Genomic DNA, 25,463 nt, shown 5'->3' with positions numbered 1-25,463 from the left:
CAACAAACCATGTATAAACAAAGAAAAACCCCAGGCGTTTATGTCACGGAAATAGATTCCTATGGGAATTCATTAGTACCAGTAGCCACCGCCATTCCGGCTTTTATAGGCTATACGCAAAACACAAGTTACAATGGCGAGGATTTATGCAATAAGCCGCGGAGGGTAACCTCACTGTCTGAATTTTATACGATTTACGGTAAAGAACCACCTTTGATTCAATTTGAGCTTGAAAAGACCGAGTCAAGTGAAGCCGACTTCATTGGTGAAAACGGGGAAAACTACCTGCTCAAAGCCAATGGGCCGCATTACCGAATGTACAAGGCAGTAAAATTTTTCTATGAAAATGGAGGAGATCAATGTTATATCGTAAGTGTGGGTAATTACACTGTTACTCCAAATTTAGCAGAACTAATAGCAGGAATAGATCTATTGGAAAAAGTACAGGAACCTACCCTACTCCTTGTTCCGGATGCTGTGGAATTATTTGATGAAAGCCAAATCCCTTTGAAGGACAAATTCAAAGCCGCTTATGCCTTACAATCCCATATGGTCAACCATTGTGGAAGCATGGGCAATCGAATGGCCATATTAGACATTCCCTGGGCTTATTGGGAAACTGAAAAAAATCCTTCAGAGAGCATTGATGCCTTTCGAGAAAACGTGAACCCTATCCGTCCCAACTACAATGCTTATGCAGCTGCTTATTACCCCTGGCTTCATACATTGCTGTACCCAAAAGAGGATTATTCTTATAAAAACCTATCTGCCAATGCCCTGAAAACCCTGGACTACTTGCTCCAATTGGAAGCCCCAAAAAAGCCTGAAGTTAATAGAGGTCCATTCTTATTGATGGTATCCCAACTCACAGGCCAAACGGCTGGAGAAGGAGCTGATGATCCTCCAATGACAGACAGCAAAATAAGTAAAGAAGATCAACTAAAGATAGATAAGAAAAATCGGCAAAAGGCAGACCACAACCTCCAATTGATAAGCAAAGCCTATCAATTGCTAAGGGAGGCCATTTTAAAAAAATTAAATTTAACCCCACCTTCCGGTGCTATCGCAGGAATTTATACCACTGTAGACAATGCTGAAGGGGTTTGGAAAGCCCCTGCAAATATAACCATGATTGATGTAAAAGCCCCTGCGATAAACATAAGCCGGAATTTTCAGGAAGACCTTAATGTACCCTTATCAGGAAAAGCCATCAATGCCATTCGCTTATTCCCAAACAATGGACTGCTGATATGGGGCGCCCGAACCCTGGATGGCAATTCCAATGATTGGAGGTATCTCAATATAAAGCGTACGGCCATCTTTCTGGAACAATCCATAAAACTGGCCATTCAGGCCTATGAATATGAACCAAATACCGCAAATACTTGGGTAACAATAAAAAGCATGATCCAAAACTTTTTAACCAATGTATGGAAACAAGGAGGACTTATGGGCTCAAGTCCATCAGATGCCTATGCCGTAAATGTAGGTTTGGGCAGCACCATGAAGGCAGAAGATATTTTAAACGGCAGCTTACGTGTATCGGTAAAAGTAGCCCTCTCCCATCCGGCAGAATTCATCGAGCTTAACTTTGAGCAGGAGATGGGGAGTGGTTAGTGGTTCAGAAAAAAAATGGTACCCTAATTAAAATAGATGAAAATAGAAGTAGCCTTGATGTAATTCTCTACTTTGAAAAGTCAATTTTGGGTAATGAGTGCCATTGAAAACTATTAAAACCAGATAACTTTTATTATTTTTATACTTATGACGATTGAAGAAAGAAAAATAGCACTTATCAACTGGATTACAAACTTGGAGGATGAGAATATAGAAGATTGCATTGAGCACAGCTACCCGTCGCCTGAGCCTGTCGAAGGCAAAGGTTTCGGAAACCCAACCGGCGCCTGAGCTTGTCGAAGGCAGAGGTCTCGGATAACGGGAATATCACCACGAAATGTGGTTTCGACAAGCTCAACCACCGTGGACGTACCGTGGCCTGAGCCTGTCGAAGGCAACGGTTTCGATGAAAACAGAAACGATAATACATAACGTGGTTTCGACAAGCTCAACCACCGGAATCGTAAGCCTGTCGAAGGCAACGGTGTATTGGCCTATTAAATCTATATGAGTAAATATGAAAGGTTGGCTTTACATATTAGAATGTGCCGATGGGACCTACTATACAGGAAGTACCAACAATCTTGATATTAGACTCGAACAACATCAGATTGGAGAAGGGGCCAATCACACAAAGAAAAGATTGCCTGTAAAATTGATATATTCTGAAGAATATCAAAGAATAGATGAAGCCTATTATAGAGAAAAACAGGTACAAGGTTGGAGCAGGAAAAAGAAAGAAGCTTTAATTAATGGAGACCACAATTTATTACCAGCTCTTGCTAAAAATTATACACAGTATCCGAGGAACGTGGTTTCGACAGGCTCAACCACCGTGGACGTACCGGCGCCTGAGCTTGTCGAAGGCAGAGGTCTCGGATAACGGGAATATCACCACGAAATGTGGTTTCGACAAGCTCAACCACCGTGGACGTACCGTGGCCTGAGCCTGTCGAAGGCAACGGTTTCGATGAAAACAGAAACGATAATACATAACGTGGTTACGACAAGCTCAACCACCGGAATCGTAAGCCTGTCGAAGGCAACGGTGTATTGGCCTATTAAATTTATATGAGTAAATATGAAAGGTTGGCTTTACATATTAGAATGTGCCGATGGGACCTACTATACAGGAAGTACCAACAATCTTGATATTAGACTCGAACAACATCAGATTGGAGAAGGGGCCAATCACACAAAGAAAAGATTGCCTGTAAAATTGATTTATTCTGAAGAATATCAAAGAATAGATGAAGCCTATTATAGAGTAAAACAGGTAGAAGGTTGGAGCAGGAAAAAGAAAGAAGCTTTAATTAATGGAGACCACAATTTATTGCCAGCTCTTGCTAAAAATTATACACAGTATCCGAGGAACGTGGTTTCGACAAGCTCTACCACCGTGGACGTACCGTCGTCTGAGCCTGTCGAAGGTGGCAGCTACTGACCAAGATGTCCTAAACAAACTGGGAAGATTAAAGTTAGGTGCAGCCGATATAGCCACCGGAAACGCCTTAATCAATGAATTAGAAAAAGCCCGTACGGAATATTTAAGGGAAAAGGGGGAATCACAAAATGCCCCAAAAATCTACTGATGGTCTCTACTTGTATCACAAAAAAGACACTCTATATCCAATTAGTTTTTAAGGTGTTTTTAGTTTACTAGGTTATTTTGAAGTATAAATTCATTGTAATTGGTTACAAAATAATTCTCCTGCCTGCTCTAAATCCTCTTTAGCGCTATAATTAATTTTTACTGCCGAAAGGAAATGAGTTAAATATTAAACGGAATTATAGATATAGCATGGTTCTTGCCACTTTTAAATCAAATCTAAGTCAGAACTTGTTGAAAAAGGACTATAAAAAGAAGTAAACACTACCATAAAGTTAAAGATTATGAAAAAGTTGAATATTTTGTTAATGTTTGTATTTAGTGCGCTGTTCGCTTTCAGTTGTACTGATGAGGAAGAAGTCCCCGTAAAGGTACAAGTGCAAACATTTGATATTATGCTGGACAATGCCAATTCGATTCCAATGGTGATGGACAGGGATGAAACGGGTGATATTCAAATGAACCTATACGATGACAATACTCTGGAATTTACAATTACAATAAATGATTTATCCGGGTCTGATGCCCTTACCATGGCACATGTGCATACCGGAGATGTAGTGACAGCAGGTGGAGTTGCTATCACCCTGGTTGATGGTACAGACATAGCTTTTTCTGGAAATACAGCCACTGGTGAGATAATATTGACAGATAATGAAGTGGCCACTTTACAGGGCAGTGACGTTTATGTAAATGTTCATTCCTCCGAACAGCCTTCAGGCCTAGTGAGAGGACAAATAAATCAAACTATAGACTATGCCTATAATGTAGCCATGTCTCCTAGCAATGAAATTCCAGCAATTGAAGATAGAAATGAAACTGGAGCTACCTATATCAGAATTGTTGGTACAACCATGTATTATAAAGTAATGGTAGAAGATTTGGATGCTACGGATGCAATAACAGCAGGTCATATCCACGAAGGTTCATCAGCAGTTAATGGTGGTGTGCTAATCAATCTGGAGATAACAGATGGAGAGCAATTGGATCAAACAAAGAGTTTGGAACTAAGTGCTGAAGAGCTAAGTAAGGTAAATAATGATGCACTGTATGTGAATATTCATTCTACCCAACATGGTGGAGGATTATTACGGGGTCAGATTAGATAAATGAAATAGCTGTTGGGATTTGCAATCGTGAGCACTGGACTCAAGGTATCATCTCCCATTAGTGGGAAGGGCAATTAAATAACTACAATTGCCCTACCTTTATATTATTTTTTTAAATCCCCACGAAGACTACACCTTTTTCCGTTATATTGTTTATTCAAAGTTTACCTCCTGTCACGCTAAACCTGCCTGAAAAATGAAAATCCGTAATACCCTAATTAGTAGAGGCTTTATTTTATCAGGCTTAATGAACTTAACGGTACTAATATTTTCAAGATTTTTTAGCAATTCTACCATTCCTGAATATGACCCTATGGTCATGTCCAACTTTGGCTTATTAATGATTGTAATTTGGGGATTAGCCTATATTTCAGTTGCGAAAAATTATGAAAAAGTTAAATGGATAGTTGGTGTTTTTGCGATAGAAAAATCCATATACGGCTATATCTGGATCAATTGGATGTTCAATAATAACGTTTCGGAGGTGTATGGAAAAGACACCATGGCAGGTTTGTTTTATTCGATATATGGATTAAATGACCTTATATTTTGTGCTTTCTTCCTTTTGGTCTTCATCAAAATCACAAACAATCCAGAAGTAAAATAGCTTTTTAATTTTTTGATTCCCCAGAATGCCCATTAGGTTATTTCCTAGATAATTTTCAATTGCTGGCAGCAACCTGATATAGCTATAGTCGTTAATCAATTATTATCTTTGCCCTGATTATACTAGACTATTCTCCTATGACATTTCTTTATGTTTTATTTTTTGCCATGGTTTTTGGGTTTATTGGATTTTACTGGCAACGAAAAAAGCAAAATAAATGGAAGGTCCCTTCCACGCCTTTCCCAATTGAATGGCGCAGCATTTTAAAAGAAAAAATACCCTACTACAGGTCCTTGTCAGCAGAGGATCAACAGCGTTTTGAATATAAGATCCAGGAATTCTTATTGAACTGTAAAGTAACGGGAGTAAAAACGGAGATCAACTTGACAGACAAAATCCTTGTGGCTTCCAGTGCCATAATCCCTATATTCGGCTTTGAGGATTGGAAATACATCAACCTTTATGAGGTTTTGATCTACCCAACATTTTTTAATGAAAACTTCAGCCTGGATGCATCGGACAGAAGAGTTTCCGGAATGGTTGGCAATGGCCCCATGGAGGGGGTGATGATTTTGTCAAAAAAAGCGCTAGAGCTGGGTTTTAAAAATGAAACCGACAAAAAGAATACCGCCATCCACGAATTCATACATTTGATTGATAAAACCGATGGATCGGTGGATGGTATTCCCTCCCTGCTAATGGAAAGACAGTATGCCATACCTTGGCTCAATTATATCAATAAAAAAATTGAAGAAATTCACAAAGGAAAGTCAGACATAAACCCCTATGGTGGTACAAATCAGGCAGAATTTTTTTCTGTGGCCAGTGAATAGTTTTTTGAGCGGCCAAAATTGCTTAAAAGAAAACATCCCAAATTATACGAGTTACTGGAAGGCATTTTTAATCAAGACATGGTATCAAAAAACTTAAGAAAATAGGTTTTAGATACCGGTGATCTAATAAGGATTTAGTATTTATTACTATCAAATAAATTTATATATTTGTGCATAAAGAACAGAACGTCAATATTTAATTTTATTAATCCAAAATAAGTAAAAGGATAATTTATTAAATTACTTTTTAATGTACAAAACACCTAAAGTGTTTTGTTAAATCGGTCTTCGAAAAGATTAAATTTTTAATTCAGTTAGCATGAAAGTTCAATTTTCATTTGTTTTCATCTTAGTACTGATGATGGCATTTCCGTTTGGGTCAGGGTATGCTGCCAAATATTATATATCTAGCGAAACGGGTGATGACAACCGAACAGTGAAAGAAGCGCAAAATCCTGCTACCCCTTGGAAATCCATAGCAAAAGTTAATATTGAATGCAATGCACTGAATCCCGGAGATGCCATACTTTTTAAAAGAGGAGAAACCTTTTATGGTAGCCTACACCTTAGTGCTTCAGGTACTGCATCTTCTCCAATCTTGGTAGGCGAATATGGTTCAGGAACAAAGCCAATCCTAACTTCTTTTCAAACCATTGACAAGTGGAAACCCTTAGGAAATGGGCTTTATGAAAGTACAGAATTCCTTAATACAGCCACTGTACAGGTATTACTTATCAACGGCCAACGCCAGGAAATGGGAAGATACCCCAATGGGAATGCAGCAAATACCGGCTACCTTACCATTGAAAAGGTTGAAACCAATGTCATAAAAAGCGCTCATCTCGAAAGTTCGTCCAACTGGGAAGGAGCCAATATAGTGATCCGCACAAAAAATTGGGTAATAAACAATTACTCGATTCAAAGCCATTCCGGTGATCAGATTAAATACGATGGCAATATTAGCCCATACAAACCCGAAGCAGGCTACGGTTTCTTTGTATCCAACCACCTTGGCACTCTAGATTCATTTGGTGAATGGTATTTCAATCCTTCGACTAAGAAAATCTATGTTCACCTGGGCGAGCAATCCCCAAACAGCTTAAAAATTGAAGTCAGCACGCTTGACCACTTGCTTACCAAGGACTACCGGGACAAATACATTACGATTGAAGGCTTGCATTTTAGAGGCGCAAATAATAATATTATTCATTTGGAGGGAGGGAATAATATCAAAATAGGCAATACTGAAATTGAATTTGCAGGTAATGATGGGATTCATGCTTTAAGTGTGGTCAATCTACTAATCGAAAATAATACAATACGCTATGCCTATAACAACAGCTTGAACTTAAGGTATGGCAATGATGAGGCCATTGTCCGAAACAATAAAATAAGCAACACTGCCACCATTGCCGGAAGAACACAAAACGATGATGCAGCAGGAATAGGAATCTTTGTTGGAGGAGATAATATACTGGTACAAAACAATTCAATTATAAATACGGGCTTCAATGGCATTCAATTTAGTGGTAACTATATCAAGGTTAAGAATAATTATGTGGATAACTTTTGTCTGATCAAAACCGATGGTGGTGGAATTTATACCTTTGGTGGCACCAGTTACCAAAGGTATTTTGGTAGAAAAATTGAAGGCAATATTGTAGTAAACGGCAAGGGGAATCCGGCCGGCGCACCGAAAAGAGATGTGGAATCTAACCTATTGGTAGAGGGAATTTTTTTAGATGACAATTCAAACAATATTGACGTCACAGGGAATACTGTTGGGAATACCAGCAATAGTGGACTTAAAATAGCCAACGGAAATAATATTACTGTTGATAATAATTTGTTTTTTAACAATGGCAATGCCATTAGCCTGGGTAATAGTATCAATGGAAGTGACACAAGGAATAACCTAATAGTAAACAATCAATTTTTCACCAAGTTAGTCGACCAGAATTCTTATTTCATCAATACCTACAAAAACGACATCCCACAGATGGCAAACTTTGATCAGAATTACTTTTTCAGACCCATGGGAGATGAATTCAGTATACGAAATCAATTTCTAAATAACGGTGAGAAGAAGCGCCTGTCACATGACCTAAATGGCTGGAAATCCAAATACAATAAGGATCAAAATTCAACAAGTAATACAGTTGATGTTTCTACCTATACGGTACATAGGCTTATTGGAGATAGCAAATATGCCAATTCTTCTTTTGATGAGCACATCAAGGACTTATCTTGTAGCAATTGCCAGGAAAGTTGGGATGCCAATAGTAAACTATCCGGAGGAGCCCTAAAAATATCCAACTCCGATCAAAGTGCTATTAAAGTAAACTTGGGCAATTTAAAGCAAGATAAAACCTATCTATTGTCCTTTAAAAGTTATGCCAGCAAACCTACTCACCTGGCTTTTAATTTAAGGTTCTCAAACAGCCCTTGGGAAAGGCTTTCCCCAATCAAAACCTTTAGGATCAATGAACAAGTGGGCACCTATGAAATCCCTATCTCTCCTTATCAAGATGAAAATGAGGTTTCCTTAATGATTCATTACACTTCTGATGAACGCATAACCTATTGGCTGGATGATTTGGAGTTTGTAGAAGCAGAAGTTACCCAAATTGATCCTGATGAGTTAATGCTATTCGAATACAACCCAAGCAATACCAACAAAACAATTAACTTATCCGGAACCTATGTTAATGCAAAATTGGAGCAATATTCCGGAAAAATTATATTGCCTCCTTATAATGCCTTGGCACTTTTCCGTACTTCTGACACCAATACACCCAATGGAAGCCAGCATGAATTGTATTACCATACGGGAGAAGGAGGCCCCATTGAATTCGATGGTCAAACCTTTGAGAGAATTAAAAGCGATTTTATAATCAGTTCCAACAGCAGTACCTTTAAGAACACCAATGCAAGCAATGAGCAGCTTTTTCAATCCGAAAGATTTGCCAATGAGTTAACCTTCCAAATACCGGTAGAAAATGGGGCCTATACCATCAAAACTTTCCATAATGAGCTTTACTTTGGTAAAGGTGGGGCTACAGCCAAAGAAGGAAACAGAGTTTTTGACATTTATTTAGAAGAGGAATTGGTGAAAGATGCTTTTGACCTATTTGCCTACAGCAACAATGCGGAGGAGATACTTACTTTCGAATCAGTTGAAATAACAGACGGTCTGCTTGACCTCAGACTTATAGCCAGCGCCAATAATGCCACTATTTCAGGAATTGCTATCATTTCGGAAAATAAACCAGACAGTCCGGACGCAGACTTCACCTTCTTTTTAAATACCGGAGGCCAGGATGATGCCACACTAATAGGTGAAACCTTTGTAGCTGAAACCGCTCATGCTACTTACTATAATGCCGGCTCTTCTCGATTTGAAAACAGTGATTTAGATGTTGAACCAATCTTTCAAACAGAAAGAAATGGGAAGCATGTGATTTATTCAATTCCGGTTCCCAGTGGCAACTATACCCTTTTCACCTTTCACAATGAGCTTTGGTTTGGCCATAATGGAGTTCAGGAAAAAGAAGCAAACAGGGTATTTGACATTACAATCGAGGAAGAAATCATGAAAAGTAACTTAGATCTTTTTGTGGAAAACTATAATTCCCCTACCCTATTTTCTTTTGAAAACCTCTCAGTAACAGATGGTTATTTAACCCTCGAGATGACTTCGAAGCTTAACAAAGCAAGCATTTCCGGAATTGCCATCATCGGTAATGGAGCAAATAATAGTGAATTGATCGAGGAATTGAAAAACCTACAGTCCTATTATTACAATATAACCGATAAAGAAAAACCAAGCGAAGAAGTTAGCTATCGGATTTTTCCAAATCCGGCAAAGGGTGAAACAAATTTAGAAATTGACGTTTATGTGGAAAAAGGAACCGTTGTGATATACAATAGCAATGGTCATCTTGTCAACAAGTTTGAATGGAACAAACCAACCGGAAATCAACTAAGCATTCCCTTAGAAAATTTATCCAAGGGCATTTACTTCATAAGTGTCAATGACGAGCACAACCTTCTTTTCAGGCAAAAATTAATTGTCAGCCCCTAAACTAACCGATGCTGCCGATGCTCAATTGAAGATTAAAATTATGAATAATAATCTTAAGAAAGCACTTAGAAATTAGATGGCTTGTTATCTTTATGACCCTAACAATATTGCCAAATAAACCAAAACAAGCGCCGAATGAGATTTATATTTTTATTGATTGCAATTTTAACGACCATGCCGATTATGGCACAGGATAATTTCCCATTGTGGAAACCAAGTGAGAAACTTCCTGAATTAAATGAAATCTCCATCATTGATAATATTGAATTTTCTGTCATCAAACCCTTTGAGTTTGCCAAAGACGGCTACAGATTTTTACACGGTGTGGCCTTGATCTGGCACAAAGACAAACTTTACGCATCTTTCGGTCACAATAAAAACGGAGAAAACACCGTAACTGAAGAGGCCAATTACCGGGTCAGTGAAGACGGGGGCAAAACCTGGGGGCCGCTAAAAAATATTGGAGGTGGTGGACAGGTTGCTGTAAGCCATGGCGAATTTCTATCTCATAATGGGCAATTATGGGCTTTCCATGGTGAATATGATGGCATTATGGAAAACTTACGTATGCGGGCTTACCTACTCGATGAGAACACAGACACCTGGACCGATAAAGGCATCGTGGCGAGGGATAATTTTTGGCCGCTAACAGCTCCTGAAAAAATGGACAATGGCAACTGGATAATGTCCGGCTTTCAAGTAAATGAAACTGGAAGTGGCAATAACCCTCCGGCTGTAGCCATAAGCAAAGGTGATGATTTCACGAACTGGAAAGTGGTGGTAATACCTATGGATACAAAAAAAGTCTGGGGGGAAAGTTCAATATTAATTGATGGCGCCAATATCATTAATATTGCCCGCTGGGGCGAAGAAGCCATTGCATTGGCCTCAAAAAGTGCTGATTATGGACAAACTTGGTCTAAGGTTAGCACAAGTAATTTACCCATGTCCACCTCAAAGCCATATTCCGGCCAATTGAGTACTGGAGAGTATTTTTTAATTGGCGCAACTTATGATGGAGTCAATAAATCAAGAAAAACCTTAACCATTGCACTTAGTCAACCCGGCGAGTTACTCTTTTCAAAGGTTTTTGTAATCCGACATGCTGATTTCCCGGAAGGTGTAGGAGAATCCCACCCCAATGCAGCTTTGGCCTATCCTCATGCTGTAGAACACCAAGATAAGCTCTACATTGGCTACTCCAACAGTGGTGGAAAAGTGGGTCGGCCTGAAGGAAAAGGTAGAGAGTTATGGAACAACAACAGTGCTGAGATGGCTATTATTCCCATAGAAAGACTTACTCAACCCTAATAAATTTTTAATGTTATACATCAAGTTCAATAATCAATCTCCTTCCAAGTTCGAAGATTTTTTTAAGCTCTACCAACACATGGTGACCGTTCGACAACCCAATTTTAGTTTTAAGGAAGAAGAGCCTGAACCCATCGAATGGGAAAAATTATCGCAGGATGAAGTCGATAAGGCAGTAGAAAAGTTATGTGATTTTATATTTGAAGATCCTGCAGCAAAAAGGTACCAAAGGTTAATCCCTGAATACGCAAATGGGATTTTAATGGAGTACTTAAAAATTGATAATGAAAGATTAGGAGAGCTAGGAATTGAAGAAACTTTATCCATATTCAACTATCTGGAGTTCGGCTTTGAAGTGGATTTCACAAACCTGGAATTCAACGTGGAACAACAATGCATCATCGAATTCTCAACATTGGATTACCCTTTTGGCGGTATTGACCGGTTTTTGATTGTATTAAAGGCATTTGATATCCTCCCTACGGAGTGTTTTGACGGTTTTAACGTTTTTAGATTTGACTGGACTAATAAGTTCGAATACAATGCCATTGACTTGCCGGAAAGAACCACAGCGTACATCAAAAGATACGAAACTTAAAAATGATCATGATAAATGAAAATGACACAGTTGGATCAATTCTAGTTCGAGACTTTAGTAACAAATCTGTTGACCTCATAAAGAAATACCAAGACAAACCGCTTTTGCTTATTATCTATAACAACCAATGTTTGGGCTGTACCGGCAGAGCAATCCCTTTGGCCTATGAATTACAAAAGGAAAATAAAGAGGTACAAGTTATTGGCATTCATACGAGCTTCAATGCAAACCAAGTGACAGAAAGCGATATTAAAAGCATTTTTACAATTGACGAGCTTCCCTTTCCAATTTTTATAGACAATGGAAGAACGGTTTATGACCAATTTGATTCATCCGGCACCCCTCAATGGGTTTTAATTTCAAAAGAGGGTAAATTGTCACGCACCCTATTCGGTTCCCAAGAAGGTGCCCAGAACCGATTGTATTATGCAATTGAGCAGTTAAAAGGGAAATAGCTTCCAAATCATTCGCATTTATGAAAATGTATATTATTGTAAAAGACAATATCCCGGATAAATTAATTCCCGTCATTACGGCACATGCATCTTTGGCTTGTTATAAAAAATTTGAGGAAAATGAGCAAATGAAACTATGGATGAGTGGAGTATTTAAAAAAGTAGTTTGTTTGGTAAATGAGGCTACATTTAACAAGCTTAAAACTGAACCCGAACACATTGTGATGACGGAGTCCAGCCTAGGCGACAAGGAGGTTTGCCTGGCTTTCTGTCCAAGAAAAGAATACCCAAAAAAATTCAAATTTTTAAAGATGTGGGCACCTCAAGGAATAAAATAAATGGAAAACCGACTATTCAATTTGTTTCTCAAGAAAGGAAACATCGTTATTGATAAAAATGATTACAAGATACGCCTACAACTCGACTATGAAAATGGGGATCACTGTCTATTGGCACCTAGCGATACCCAGGATCTCATTCAACTATTAACAAGTCTTTCACAGCAAATATGGGAGGATGAAAACTATGTAAAAACGCCCTATGTAGCCCAATTATTCGTCGAAAATCAAAATACTTTCCTTTGGAAAATTGATTCTTCAGAATTGAGCATTGAATACAATGAACCAAAAAATGGCATTGAGCTTAAATACAAAGGCTATAACCCTTTGGATTTAGAAATAAACCAAGTCATTGAAATCGTGCAAATTCTGGAACGATTAAACAATTAACCAAGCTTTTTGAATGCTTATTTACATTTTCGTAGGTAACTTGCTTTTTATTATTTTAACAGTTTAAATAGATTAACTCGGATTACACCATCGGATTCTTACAGGCTTTACCCTGTTAACGGGAAATTTACAATCCGAAGAAGAGCTGGCTAGTTGGATATTCGGGTCAAGTATTTCAAGATAAATTTGAAAGCACCCCCACCTACCTGCTGGGCTACTGATCTACACATCGTTAGAAAAAAGACATAAAAATAATGGGATTAAATATTGTACTAATCGAGCCAGAGATACCCACGAATACAGGGAATATTGGCCGATTGAGTTTGGCTTCCGGCTCAACTTTACACCTTGTAAAACCTTTCGGGTTTGAATTAAGTGACAAAAGATTAAAAAGAGCAGGACTAGATTATTGGAAGCATGTGCCGCTTTTCATTTATGAAAACATTAATGAATTCTATGAAAAAAATGCAGGAAAGAATTTTGTTTATTTCTCAAGTCATGGAACCAAAGATTACTGTTCAATTGATTACCAAGAAGACATGTTTTTGGTTTTTGGCAAAGAATCTACTGGCTTACCGCAGGGTATCATAGAGAAAAACAGGGACTTGATTTACACTATCCCCATCTACTCCCCCCATATTAGAAGTTTAAATTTGGCGAATGCCGTGGCCATTACTGTGTATGAAGGAATTAGATCTATGAAAAACCAATAATTCATGACTTCGCCAAATCAAGATAAAGGAAGACTGCATCCCAGAAATAAAAACCTTAAAAGGTATGATATTGATGCATTGGCTAAGGTGGTACCGGCATTAAAAAATCACTTGACCTCTAGTAAGAAAGGCAACCTCACCATAGATTTTTCCAATCCAGCGGCTATAAAATTATTAAATAAAGCAATTCTAAATCACTATTATGATATAAGCTATTGGGAATTTCCAGAAGAAAACTTATGTCCTCCCATTCCCGGAAGAGCAGATTATCTGCACCATATGGCTGATCTATTAGGGAATAGTAATGAAGGTAAAATTCCCATGGGCGATAAAATAAACTGTTTGGATATTGGGGTGGGTGCCAGTTGTATATATCCCATCCTTGGTATAACGAGTTATGAATGGCATTTCACCGGAACGGATATTGATCCAAAATCAATTGCTTCCTCCAAAAATATCGTTAATAAAAATGCCATTTTAACCAATAAAATAGCATTGGAGCTTCAAGAAAATTCAAGAGCCATTTTTCATGGAATCATAAGATCTGAGGATAAATACGATTTGACTATTTGTAATCCTCCCTTCCATTCCTCTTCAGCTGAAGCACAAAAAGGGAATTTAAGAAAAGTAAAAAACTTAAGTGGCAAAAAAGCAAAAACACCACATCTTAATTTTTCAGGTACTTCCCAAGAACTAATTGTTGAAGGTGGCGAACTAAAATTTATTCAACAAATGATTAATGAAAGTCAAAGGTTTCAAAATAATGTTTTTTGGTTTTCATCCCTTGTTTCCAAACAATCAAACCTTAAATCAATCTATAAAACGCTGGAAAAAGTAGGTGCAAAAATGTACAAAACAATTCCCATGGGTACGAGTAATAAGTCCGGTAGAATTGTGGCCTGGACTTTTCTTTCTGCTAGAGCGCAAAATGATTGGGTAAATAGCCGTTGGTAAAATTTCATTTTTTATAGCAAGGCATTCTCCTCACTATTGACATCTCTAAAGAGTAACCCTTCTCATTTTGTCACTTTACAATATACCTACTATAATGGTCAGCAATTACTTCTAAATTTGGGTGTAAGACCTTAAAATAAAAACACAGTTATTTAACATTCCCCAAGTGAAAATATTTTTTTGGCTACTTACCTTTGTGCCAGTAACTAAAAAACCCTTTATCAACCTAGTTAAATATGGTCTTTTCAGTTGTTTTTTAGTATTGATATTAAACATTGGATTTTTCAAGTCTCCAAAAAAGTAAGCTCAAGTTATTTTAATTATAAAAGTCAAATACAAGTATCCTTATGAAGTGCCTATTTATTGTTTTATTACTAATTTTATTCCAAACCAACCTTTTTGGACAAAGCATAGAAGGTACAGTTTTGAACAACAAGAAAGAGTTGATTACCAATGCCCAAATATTGAATCTTACCACAAAGAATCACACCCATTCGGATGAAAATGGTAAATTCCTGCTTCAAAATTTTTCAGTTGGAGATTCGCTTAAATTGTCACACATTGGATATGAAGCTAAATACACAGTTGTTCAATCTTTGACCGCTCCCCTTTCTGTAGTAATGGAAGAAAAAGAGATTTCCTTGGAAGGAGTGGTAATTTCTCCAAAAACAAATGCCTTACACCTAATTACTAAAATAGATCTGAAGACGAATCCAGTAAGTTCATCTCAAGACATTTTGAGACAGGTCCCGGGACTTTTTATTGGTCAACATGCCGGAGGAGGAAAAGCTGAGCAGATATTTTTACGAGGTTTCGATATTGATCATGGAACAGATATAGGTATTACGGTAGATGGTTTGCCGGTTAATATGGTTTCCCATGCCCATGGTCAAGGATATGCGGATTTGCACTTTGTTATCCCGGAAACCGTGGACAATATAGATTTTGGAAAAGGACCGTATTACGCCGATAAAGGTAATTTTACAACGGCGGGATATGTGAATTTTAAAACCAAAAGAAACCTAGAAAACAGCAGTATAAAATTAGAGAAAGGGCAATTCAGCACCAACCGAATTTTGGGGATGTTTGATGTATTGAATACTGCAAAACATGATGCCTACATTGCCGCAGAGCATCTAACCACAGATGGTCCTTTTGATAGTCCACAAAATTTCAAAAGGATCAATTTGTTTGGAAAGTACACCGGCAATATTACACCTTTAGATAAAATAGGTGTCACTTTCTCTCATCTTTCAAGTAAGTGGGATGCCTCAGGACAAATTCCTCAGCGAGCCGTTGACTCAGGTTTGATTGGTCGCTTTGGAGCCATAGATGATACTGAGGGTGGAAATACCGGAAGAACAAATGTATTGGTCAATTATGAGAAAGTTTTAACGGATGATTCCTACATAAGAAGCAGTTTGTATTACAGTAAGTATGATTTCGAATTGTTTTCAAATTTCACCTTTTTCCTAGATGACCCGGTCAACGGGGACCAAATCAAACAAAAAGAAGATCGGCAAATTTATGGTCTTACCAGTGAATATTTTAAATCATTTGATTTAAAAGATGTAAAGGCTACTGTTCAAGTAGGTATCAATCTAAGGAATGACCTAAGCAATAACAATGAGCTTTCTCACACCTTGAACCGTACTATGACCCTATCTCAGATACAATTTGGGCACATCAATGAAACCAATTTTGGAAGCTACCTCAACACCAATTTTTACTATAAAAAATGGACTTTTAATCCATCATTTAGGATAGATTATTTTGACTTTCAATACAATGATGCTTTACCGGAAATTTACCAAACCCAAACCTCTACAAAAACCATTGTTAGCCCAAAGTTGAATGTATTGTATGATTACACCCCAAACCTCCAATTGTATTTGAAAGGAGGTAAAGGATTTCATTCCAATGACACCCGAGTAATTCTTTCTCAAGCTGCAAAAGAAACGTTACCGGCAGCTTACGGGTATGATGCAGGCCTACTTTGGAAACCTGTACCTAAACTTCTCCTTAATGCCGCCTATTGGTATTTATTTTTAGAGCAAGAATTTGTTTATGTGGGGGATGCAGGTATAGTGGAACCAAGTGGAAAAACCAGAAGGCAGGGAGTAGATTTGAGTATTCGCTACCAGCCATTGAAATGGTTATTTTGGAATTTTGACACCAATTATACCCATGCCAGAGCAATTGAAGAAGAAGTCGGGCAGGATTATATCCCATTGGCTCCGGATTTTATACTTAAAAGTGGACTGAATGCCATTCATAAATCCGGCATATATGGTGGGGCAAATCTACGCCATATCAAAGACAGGCCTGCCAATGAAGACAATTCCATCGTTGCTGAAGGTTATACCGTAGTAGATCTTAATTTGGGCTATAAATGGAAAAGATTGGACTTTGGTTTTCAGGTTCAAAACCTATTTGATACCGCATGGAACGAAACGCAGTTCGCAACAGAATCCAAATTGCAAAATGAATCCAGCCCTGTAGAGGAAATTCATTTTACCCCCGGAACACCCTTTTTTATAAAAGGGGTGATTGAGTTCAAATTTTAAATATTCCACCAAATACATTCCAGGCATAAAAGTAGGATTCTTTTATGCCTGTTTTATTCAAAATTAGGTTCCCAATAAATAGGAAAACCATTCTCTAGAAAAAAATAAGTATTCAACGAAACGCATTATTCTTTATTTGTGTGAATTTCAAACTAAAGTCAACCTGTCAAAATTATTCGCTCCACATGGCTGAGGTTATACCACAGACGATTTCTTTTAGTTATATTTACTTTAGGATTTAATATAAACAAAGGTATATCTAGATAAAACCTACAGCAATGGCAGCAGATAAACCAAGACTAGCTAGATTAACGGCAATGCTGACTCAATTGCAAGCAGGAAAAATTGTTACAGCGAAAGAAATTGCCAATAAGCATCGGGTAAGCATAAGGACAATATATCGAGATATTCGAACGCTTGAAAAATCAGGCATTCCTATTTTAACCGTAGAAGGAAAAGGCTTCTCTATCATGGAAGGTTATAAAATCCCCCCGGTTTTATTTACCCAAGAAGAAGCCAATGCCCTTATCACTGCAGAACAATTGGTAAGAAATAACAAAGACTATTCTCTAACTACTCAGTTCGAAAGTGCCATTACTAAAATAAAAGCTGTTTTAAAATACAGTCAAAAGGACAAGACAGAATTTCTCTCCAGCAGACTTCAGGTAAGGGATAACCATAAGAAAAATATAACCAGTAATTACCTTATCCAACTCCAATCTACGATCACCAATTATCAATTGTTAAGGATCAAATATTTATCATTAGACAATATTCTAAGCCACAGAGAAATAGAACCCTTTGCACTTTATACTACGCAAGGGCATTGGATTCTTATTGCTTATTGCCAGTTAAGAAATGATTTTCGCGCATTCCGATTGGACTGTATACAGCAAATGGAAATATTACAGGTTAATTTTCAGCCACATAAGATAACTTTAGAAGAATACTTAGAACAGTGTAGAAAAAAATACCTGACTACCCCTGACATACCTATGTCAAAAGCCTAAATTATATTTGCACCGTACCTAAACAAAAAAAGATGCAGACAGTAATAATTGAGCCATTTAAAATCATAGGGATTTCGATTCAAACAACCAATGAAAACGATCAAGCTCCAAAAGATATTGCAGCTTTATGGGGTAGGTTTATGGAAGAAAACACCCTTACTAAAATCCCAAATAAAATTGAAAATGATATCTATTCCTTGTATACTGCATATGAAGGTGACCATACTCAACCTTATACCACCATTCTAGGCTGTAGGGTGAACAAGCTGGATGAGATTCCGATTGGAATGATCGGCAGGTCATTTGATGGAGGCAAATATTATAAAACAAGCACTAAGGGTGATTTGATGCAAGGATTAATTGTTAAACAATGGGAGAAAATTTTTGAAATGGACTTGAATAGATCCTATGTGGCTGATTTCGAGATTTATGGTGAAAAAGCCCAAAATCCTTCTGCTGCTGAAGTGGATATATATGTAGGAATAAAAGATTAATTATCAGTTGATCATGAAGCTAAAGACAGATCCTAAAGTTGAAACGGTTTTTAATAATTATCCGGATCATGTAAAAGAAAAAATGCTCACCCTAAGGAAATTAGTAATTGAAACTGCTAAAGAGACGGAGGGCATTTCCGAACTTCATGAAACACTGAAATGGGGAGAGCCAAGCTTTGTTACGAAAATCGGTAGCACCCTTCGAATGGACTGGAAACCCAAGAATCCCGATCAATATGCCATGTATTTTCAATGTACCAGCAGGTTGGTTCCTACTTTCAAATTGATTCATAAAGAGCACTTTTACTTTGAGGGAAATCGTGCCATCGTTTTTACCATGGACCAAACAATCCCTACGACTGCTTTAAAAGAATGCATTAAAGCCAGCCTTACTTATCATAAAGTAAAGAACTTAATGACATTAGGAATCTGAACAACCCTAAGTTTATATTAGTTAAATAAATTTTTTATTTTGAAAGAAATCAACAAAATATTACAAGAACATTTTGGTAGGCTGTCAACCAGGGAATTGGAAATAATTCAACCATATTTTCAGGAGGAAAAGCTTCTCAAAAATAATTTTTTCACCTTATCAGGCAAGAAATGTGATCGCTTAAGCTTTATAAAATCGGGCATGCTTAGGATTTACTGCATTGCTGATGGCAAGGAAGTAACGCAGTGGATTTCTACAGAAAACTATTTGATCACTGAAGTGATGGGTTTTTTCTTTGACAAGCCAAACCGTTGGAACATTCAGGCCTTGGTAGATACTTCTTTGATTACCATTAGTAAACAAAATTACCTTAAACTTTGTAATGAATTTCCCAGATGGAATAGTTTAGAAAAAGATTTTATAGTAAAGTGTTTTGTAATGCTTGAAGACAGGTTTTTTTCGCATATTTCCATGACCGCGGAGGAACGGTATGATTTGTATTATAGGCAGAACAAAGAACTTTTCAACCAGGTCCCCTTACAGTACATTGCCTCTGTGCTAGGTATGTCGGCCGAAACCCTCAGTAGAATAAGAAATCGTAAGCGCACAAGTTCTTGATTTAAGTCAAGGAGAATCGAATAAAATATGTTGAAATTTGTAAACAACAAAACGATTCAAAAACCATGACGGAAAAAATGAGTATCCTATTGAAATTTGAGGAATTAGGGCAGTTATTGCTCGCAATCTCATTGTTTACTAATTTAGATTATGCCTGGTGGATTTTTCCGGCTTGTATTTTATTGCCGGACTTATCAATGTTAGGCTATTTAGCCAATCCTAAATATGGCGCTTTTCTATATAATTTTTTCCACCATAAGTTAACGGCAATAATACTATTTATCTTAGGTACCACAGTAAACATACCTATATTAATTTTAGTAGGCATCATTTTATTTGGCCATGCTGCAATGGATAGAATTTTTGGCTATGGGCTAAAATTCACTGACAGTTTTAAACATACACATTTGGGTGAAATAGGAAAGTAAAAAGTATTGGACAAGACGTTTTAATAAGGACAAATTAAACATCGGATAAAAATTCATTCGAGTCCTCTCCTTGCTTATTAAAACACCATAATACACTTCCAGTAAGAACATTTCGATTTTTTTACCTATTTTTATTAATAACATTTAGATGTTGCAAAAAACCAATCATGCCTAAGCACATCAGAATAAAACCAACTACTATTTCAAAGCCTTAACTGCATTCTATTTCCTCTATTTTATAAGTCCATAAGGATTGCTGGGCTTATTGGCAAATATTTATCAACTGCCATATGTGCTGCAGTAAATCAACCCCTATGGTTGGAAATAACTTTAACTTTAAAAACATGAATATTAGTTTAGATATTGCCGCTTTGGCCAGTGCCATTCTTTACCCTTTGGTATTATTGATTGTTTTAATCCTTTTTCGTAAAGAAATTCCTGAATTTATTAAAAGTTTGTCGGGCCGCTTGACAGGACTATCATTTGCAGGAATTTCTTTAGATTTAGCAAAAGCAGAGGCATTCTCTCCCAATTGGGTGGTTCAGGGAGCATTGGACTTGAGACAAAAAGCAGAGGCTGCAAATGTGAATGATAGTACAGCCGGTAATTTTAACGCTATTCTTGAAACTTCCGGTGAGGTGGACTATGTTATCATTAACCTAGGCCGGGGAAAAGAATGGTTGGCTTCCCGCTTGTACATTATGTCCATTATTTTTGAAAATAGGAAAGGAATAAAAGGAGTTGTATTTTTAGAATCTACGATAGATACCAGAAAAAAATACATTGGCTGGGCAGAACCGCAGAAAGTAAGGTGGGCATTGGCCAATCATTTTCCATGGTTTGAAAAGGCATATTCGGACGCTTATTCATTAATATTAGACCAAGGTGCCAAAATTGTTAACCATCAAGGAAGGTTAGGATATAGCTATGACCCGTATAGCTCAAGGTCCAGCATCACCTTATTGGAAAACTTTCTAAAAAAAATTCAGTCTCCTCCAGAAAACCCTCCGATCCCTGAAGAAGAAATGGAGTGGGTAAATTTACCTTCAGATCCCTTGAATCCGAGCTATACTCAAGAACATACAAGTTGGCTGAATGCCGAAAGCTTAGAAAACTCACTGGATAAAGTATTGATAACAGAAAACATCAACCCCTCCAAACAATCTCCCGAAGAAATTGAAAAACAAGTGAAAAAGGCCTTGATTTCATCTCAAAAGTTCATAGCAGTGGTGAACGAGGAGAAACAATTCTCCTACATGGTGAAGCGAGAAAAACTATTGAAACAACTTCTGCCAGGTTAAATTAATTGAAATAAAAAAAGAAGAATGTTAACTTTTATTTAATCAGGTAATAAATAAACTATTAAGTTTATTTTAAATGTGTTAGTCTTTCTGCATTTTGTGTTACTTTTTTTAATGTAAATCGGTAAAATTTGAGCTTGAAATAACAAAAAAAATGAAAGAAGATATATTTCATATAAAATCCATTAGCGAGCTACACCAATTACTAGGATTCCCCAAGCCATCACATCCTCTAATCAGTATCTTGGATGTAAGTCAACTGGAAATAGGTCCTCAATGGGTCGGTAAAAAGATGGTTACTGATTTGTATTCCATAGCCTTAAAAGATGCCAGTTGCGGCTTGGATTATGGACGAAACACTTATGATTTTAATGAGGGCGTGTTGATTTTCACAGCGCCCAATCAAGTTACATCCACCCAAAAGGAACAGCAACTTAATGAAATTCACGGATGGATGCTATTTATTCATCCCGACCTAATTCGCAATACCGAATTGGGAAAAGGGATAGATGATTTCGGTTTTTTCTCTTACGATGTGCATGAAGCACTTCACCTTTCCGACGCAGAACAAAAAACCTTGAACGAATGTGTCAGATTGATTCAAACCGAAATTGATGAGCGTATCGATAACCACAGTCAAAGGGTTATAGTAAGCACATTAGAATTACTACTGAATTACAGTCTACGTTATTATGAGCGCCAATTCAATACCAGAACAGCTCAAAATATTGATATAGTAAGTCAATTTGAGGCTTTGCTAAAAGATTATTATAAAAAAGGGAAGTTTGAGGCACAAGGCCCTCCTTCTATTGATTATTTTTCAGAAGCCATTCATCTTTCTTCCCATTATTTAAGTGATTTATTAAAAAAAGAAACCGGTCTAAGTACCAAAGACCATATCAATCATTTTATAATAGAGAAAGCCAAATTGCTCTTATTAAATAATTCGGAAACGATAAGTGGTATAGCTTATCAATTAGGCTTTAACTATCCACACTATTTCAGTCGCATGTTTAAATCCAGGACAGGTTTAAGTCCTAATGAGTATCGAAACAAAGCCTCTTTAAACTAATTTTAAATGAAAATAATTATTACAGGGGCTACCGGAATGGTAGGCCAAGCCGCACTAATAGAAAGTCTGGATTCCCCAACAGTTTCGGAAGTATTGATTATCAATCGAAAGCCAATTGAGAAAAAACATCCCAAACTTAAAGAGCTCTTAATCACCGATTATTCGGAGATCCCTTCGCATACCGACAAATTGGCCGGGTATGACGGATGTTTACATTGTATGGGTATCTCAGCATTAGGCATTGAGGAAGTTGATTATACAAAAATAACTTTTGGCTACAGTAAAATTCTATTTGACTCCCTATTTAAAATAAACCCCAACATGAAAATAATATATGTTTCGGGGGTAGGAACGGATAGTACAGAGAAGGGTAATTATATGTGGGCAAGAGTTAAGGGCAAAACCGAAAATTACCTTTTAAACCTTGGCTTTAAGGATGCCTATGCTTTTAGACCGGGAATAATTTTGCCAGAAAAAGGAGTGAAATCAAGAACCGGATGGTATAATACAATGTACTCACTTCTTCGGCCTGTTTTCCCAATAATTAAAAAAATGAAAGGTACCATTGGAAGTAGTGACTTAGGCAAGGCCATGCTATTTCTCCTTAAAAGCCCAATAGAGATAAAAATCATTGAACCGAAACAAATTAAAAATTTGGTGCCTCGTTAAACCATAAATGATTTATGGGAATTGATATCATATATATAAGTTATTTTATAATAAAAGGTTAGCGTAAATCACCTTACTGCTCACATTGATTATATGCTTTTCGCAGATTCAATAAGTTGCCTCACCTATTGAGGCTTAAAAATTCAAAAGTAGATTAAATCCTAGATTTGTGTTTTTCCTTCCGGATTTTGTGTTAGCCATTCCCCTATATTTTTATGAATTTTAACCCAAAGAAATCAATAGACTTTCTATTATTTGTAATAATTGCTTCAAAAGCAGCTACTTCGATGCTCTTTTCAATTTCATCATAGCGATTTGATTTAAAAAAATTCTGCAAAGAGCCTGATATTTTTCGATTGAAACACTTTCTAAGAAAGTTCAGGAAAGGTATCAGGCATGCTTTGACATAATCCAATTTAAACTATAATAACTAAAAAAAATGACTACAATAGATAAATCTAAACCAGTATTGGTAACAGGGGCCAATGGATACGTGGCCAGTTGGCTAGTAAAAAAATTGTTAGATGAAGGAATAACAGTGCATGCAGCGGTTCGAGACCCTAGCAATGACAAGAAGGTTAGTCATCTAAAAGTGCTAGGTTCCAAGGCAAAGGGAAACATCAAATTTTTTGCCGGTGACTTAATGAAACCGGGTTCTTACAAAGCAGCCATGGAAGGTTGTGATTTAGTTTATCATACAGCCTCCCCATTTACTATGGATATAAAAGATCCACAAACGGAATTAATAGCACCTGCCGTAAGTGGTACAGCCAACGTTTTAAACACTGCTAAAGAAGTAAGTAGCGTAAAACGCATCGTTGTTACCAGTAGTTGTGCTGCCATATATACGGATGCCATTGACACGGTCAACGCGCCTGAAGGTAAAATTACTGAAGAGGTTTGGAATACTACAGCATCTATCGACTATCAACCTTATTCTTATTCGAAAACTTTGGCTGAAAAAAAGGCCTGGGAATTAGAAAAATCACAAAATCAGTGGGACTTGGTGACCATTAACATGTCCCTTGTACTGGGTCCGGCATTGAACCTTGGCAATACAACTTCAGAAAGCATAAACATACTGAAAATGCTTGGAAGTGGGGAACTCAAAATGGGGGCACCTAAAATGGGGCTTGGTGTGGTTGATGTTCGTGATGTTGCAGAAGCACATTATAAAGCAGGATTTACCCCTGAAGCAAAAGGGCGTTATATAACATCTGCTTATGATACAAACCTATTGGAAATGAGTAAAATTCTGCTACCTAAATTCGGGGACAAATATCCTTTACCCAAAAGAGCGATGCCAAAATGGCTTCTGATGTTGGTAGGGCCAATGGCAAATAAACTCTTTACAAGAAAGTATATTAAAAACAATGTCAACATACCATTCCATGCTGACAATTCTAAAATCAAAAAGGAGTTGGGCATCAAATTTATGCCTTTGAAAAAAACAATGGAGGACTCATTTCAAATGATGATCAATGAAGGAATTTTTAAATCCAAATAGAATATCCATTGTCACTGAAACGGAAAATATAAGCATAGTAAAGAGGTCCAATTGGACCTCTTTACTATGCTTATTAATTAAGGGTTAAAGTAGACAATAAAGATGTATTGGATATTAAATTCACTTTTCAATATCTACAAAGTAGCTGAATTTGAACCATATATTGGTCGTAATGAAAGGCCTATTGCATAGCTTACCTTAAAAATGCATGTCAGCAAAATCCAGGTATTGTTGCCAATCGTAAGGCAACAAGCCATGCCCACCGGAGCGAATGTGGTAACCGATGCTTCCCATCACCGGATGATCTAAAGGAGGGAGTACTGTTGCAGGCATCCCCTTTTTACCAAATAATTCGTAGGCCGGAGAAGCAGCGACACAAGACAAAAATTCTCCTTTGGGATCTGCCCATTTATCCTCTACACCACTTGCAACATATAAAGGTCTAGGGGCCATTAAAGCCAATAACTGGTGTTGGTCTACTGGCAAATCACTTTCGCCTTTATTATAAATCTTAAAACTGTCTGAGAACCAATAAGGAATCACCTCAATCATTCGACCAACAGTCTCTCCATAAGCTCTACGGGATAGGGCCGCTCCGCCACAACCCGAATTATTGGAAATAACCATCCCAAACCTATTGTCGGTCGTGTACTGAAATAGGTTGACACAATTTAATTAAAAATTGTAAACCTATAATCGGACAAAATGAGTGAATTACAAAAGTTCTCCGAAGATGCAAGGAGAAA

Annotated in this window: 24 protein-coding genes and 1 pseudogene; 24 read left to right on the top strand and 1 reads right to left on the bottom strand. The window is 37.2% G+C overall.

Annotation, left to right across the window (positions count from 1 at the left end; all coding sequences use genetic code 11):
* Positions 1-9: 9 nt before the first annotated feature.
* The 24 genes from ACYVHJ_RS10910 (at position 10) to ACYVHJ_RS10795 (ending at position 24,717) form a co-directional block, all read left to right on the top strand.
* Positions 10-1,617 carry a phage tail sheath family protein gene (locus ACYVHJ_RS10910; RefSeq protein ID WP_460514682.1) on the top strand — a complete coding sequence of 536 codons (1,608 nt, stop codon included), beginning with the start codon at positions 10-12 and terminating at the stop codon, positions 1,615-1,617.
* Between the two features lie 517 nt (positions 1,618-2,134).
* Positions 2,135-2,500: a GIY-YIG nuclease family protein gene (locus ACYVHJ_RS10905; RefSeq protein WP_460514680.1), complete on the top strand. Its 366-nt coding sequence runs from the start codon at positions 2,135-2,137 to the stop codon at positions 2,498-2,500.
* Positions 2,501-2,698: 198 nt separating this feature from the next.
* Complete coding sequence (locus ACYVHJ_RS10900) at positions 2,699-3,061, top strand: GIY-YIG nuclease family protein (RefSeq protein WP_460514678.1); 363 nt, start codon at positions 2,699-2,701, stop codon at positions 3,059-3,061.
* Positions 3,062-3,510: 449 nt separating this feature from the next.
* The gene (locus ACYVHJ_RS10895) at positions 3,511-4,335 is read left to right on the top strand and encodes a CHRD domain-containing protein (protein WP_460514676.1); all 825 of its coding nucleotides are present in this window, start codon (positions 3,511-3,513) and stop codon (positions 4,333-4,335) included.
* A 196-nt stretch (positions 4,336-4,531) separates the two neighbouring features.
* Positions 4,532-4,942: a hypothetical protein gene (locus tag ACYVHJ_RS10890; protein WP_460514674.1), complete on the top strand. Its 411-nt coding sequence runs from the start codon at positions 4,532-4,534 to the stop codon at positions 4,940-4,942.
* 137 nt (positions 4,943-5,079) lie between these two features.
* A complete protein-coding gene (locus ACYVHJ_RS10885) occupies positions 5,080-5,775 on the top strand; it encodes a M90 family metallopeptidase (protein ID WP_460514672.1) in 696 nt (231 codons plus the stop codon).
* A gap of 319 nt (positions 5,776-6,094) precedes the next feature.
* Positions 6,095-9,859 carry a malectin domain-containing carbohydrate-binding protein gene (locus tag ACYVHJ_RS10880; protein ID WP_460514670.1) on the top strand — a complete coding sequence of 1,255 codons (3,765 nt, stop codon included), beginning with the start codon at positions 6,095-6,097 and terminating at the stop codon, positions 9,857-9,859.
* A 135-nt stretch (positions 9,860-9,994) separates the two neighbouring features.
* Positions 9,995-11,170 (top strand): sialidase family protein, encoded by a 1,176-nt coding sequence (locus tag ACYVHJ_RS10875; protein ID WP_460514667.1) that lies wholly within the window; start codon positions 9,995-9,997, stop codon positions 11,168-11,170.
* A 10-nt stretch (positions 11,171-11,180) separates the two neighbouring features.
* Positions 11,181-11,768: a hypothetical protein gene (locus tag ACYVHJ_RS10870; RefSeq protein ID WP_460514665.1), complete on the top strand. Its 588-nt coding sequence runs from the start codon at positions 11,181-11,183 to the stop codon at positions 11,766-11,768.
* Positions 11,769-11,770: 2 nt separating this feature from the next.
* The gene (locus ACYVHJ_RS10865; protein ID WP_460514663.1) at positions 11,771-12,223 is read left to right on the top strand and encodes a TlpA family protein disulfide reductase; all 453 of its coding nucleotides are present in this window, start codon (positions 11,771-11,773) and stop codon (positions 12,221-12,223) included.
* A 20-nt stretch (positions 12,224-12,243) separates the two neighbouring features.
* Positions 12,244-12,561 (top strand): aminoacyl-tRNA hydrolase, encoded by a 318-nt coding sequence (locus tag ACYVHJ_RS10860; protein ID WP_460514661.1) that lies wholly within the window; start codon positions 12,244-12,246, stop codon positions 12,559-12,561.
* On the top strand, positions 12,562-12,951 hold the full coding sequence (locus ACYVHJ_RS10855; protein ID WP_460514659.1) for a hypothetical protein: 390 nt from the start codon (positions 12,562-12,564) through the stop codon (positions 12,949-12,951). It abuts the gene before it with no gap.
* 254 nt (positions 12,952-13,205) lie between these two features.
* Entirely contained in the window at positions 13,206-13,664 is a 459-nt protein-coding gene (locus ACYVHJ_RS10850; RefSeq protein WP_460514657.1) for a tRNA (cytidine(34)-2'-O)-methyltransferase, read from the top strand.
* 3 nt (positions 13,665-13,667) lie between these two features.
* Complete coding sequence (gene rlmF / locus ACYVHJ_RS10845; protein ID WP_460514655.1) at positions 13,668-14,618, top strand: 23S rRNA (adenine(1618)-N(6))-methyltransferase; 951 nt, start codon at positions 13,668-13,670, stop codon at positions 14,616-14,618.
* A gap of 347 nt (positions 14,619-14,965) precedes the next feature.
* Entirely contained in the window at positions 14,966-17,185 is a 2,220-nt protein-coding gene (locus tag ACYVHJ_RS10840) for a TonB-dependent receptor (protein ID WP_460514653.1), read from the top strand.
* A 278-nt stretch (positions 17,186-17,463) separates the two neighbouring features.
* The gene (locus tag ACYVHJ_RS10835; protein WP_460514650.1) at positions 17,464-18,195 is read left to right on the top strand and encodes a helix-turn-helix transcriptional regulator; all 732 of its coding nucleotides are present in this window, start codon (positions 17,464-17,466) and stop codon (positions 18,193-18,195) included.
* Positions 18,196-18,227: 32 nt separating this feature from the next.
* Complete coding sequence (locus ACYVHJ_RS10830) at positions 18,228-18,689, top strand: GyrI-like domain-containing protein (RefSeq protein ID WP_460514648.1); 462 nt, start codon at positions 18,228-18,230, stop codon at positions 18,687-18,689.
* A 13-nt stretch (positions 18,690-18,702) separates the two neighbouring features.
* Positions 18,703-19,122: a DUF1801 domain-containing protein gene (locus tag ACYVHJ_RS10825; protein WP_460514646.1), complete on the top strand. Its 420-nt coding sequence runs from the start codon at positions 18,703-18,705 to the stop codon at positions 19,120-19,122.
* Between the two features lie 39 nt (positions 19,123-19,161).
* A complete protein-coding gene (locus tag ACYVHJ_RS10820; RefSeq protein WP_460514644.1) occupies positions 19,162-19,740 on the top strand; it encodes a Crp/Fnr family transcriptional regulator in 579 nt (192 codons plus the stop codon).
* A gap of 65 nt (positions 19,741-19,805) precedes the next feature.
* On the top strand, positions 19,806-20,168 hold the full coding sequence (locus ACYVHJ_RS10815; RefSeq protein WP_460514642.1) for a DUF4260 domain-containing protein: 363 nt from the start codon (positions 19,806-19,808) through the stop codon (positions 20,166-20,168).
* Positions 20,169-20,512: 344 nt separating this feature from the next.
* The gene (locus tag ACYVHJ_RS10810; protein ID WP_460514640.1) at positions 20,513-21,469 is read left to right on the top strand and encodes a hypothetical protein; all 957 of its coding nucleotides are present in this window, start codon (positions 20,513-20,515) and stop codon (positions 21,467-21,469) included.
* 154 nt (positions 21,470-21,623) lie between these two features.
* The gene (locus ACYVHJ_RS10805; protein ID WP_460514638.1) at positions 21,624-22,541 is read left to right on the top strand and encodes a helix-turn-helix domain-containing protein; all 918 of its coding nucleotides are present in this window, start codon (positions 21,624-21,626) and stop codon (positions 22,539-22,541) included.
* Positions 22,542-22,547: 6 nt separating this feature from the next.
* On the top strand, positions 22,548-23,210 hold the full coding sequence (locus ACYVHJ_RS10800) for a Rossmann-fold NAD(P)-binding domain-containing protein (RefSeq protein ID WP_460514636.1): 663 nt from the start codon (positions 22,548-22,550) through the stop codon (positions 23,208-23,210).
* Between the two features lie 439 nt (positions 23,211-23,649).
* Complete coding sequence (locus ACYVHJ_RS10795; RefSeq protein ID WP_460514634.1) at positions 23,650-24,717, top strand: Rossmann-fold NAD(P)-binding domain-containing protein; 1,068 nt, start codon at positions 23,650-23,652, stop codon at positions 24,715-24,717.
* Positions 24,718-24,915: 198 nt separating this feature from the next.
* Here ACYVHJ_RS10795 and ACYVHJ_RS10790 read toward each other — a convergent pair.
* Positions 24,916-25,350: pseudogene (locus tag ACYVHJ_RS10790) on the bottom strand (glucuronyl esterase domain-containing protein); the annotation flags it as partial.
* Positions 25,351-25,463: the final 113 nt, after the last annotated feature.

Source organism: Cyclobacterium sediminis (genome assembly GCF_054781075.1).
The sequence above is the reverse complement of the archived record's forward strand: the minus strand, read 5'-3'. Positions and strand labels throughout refer to the sequence as shown.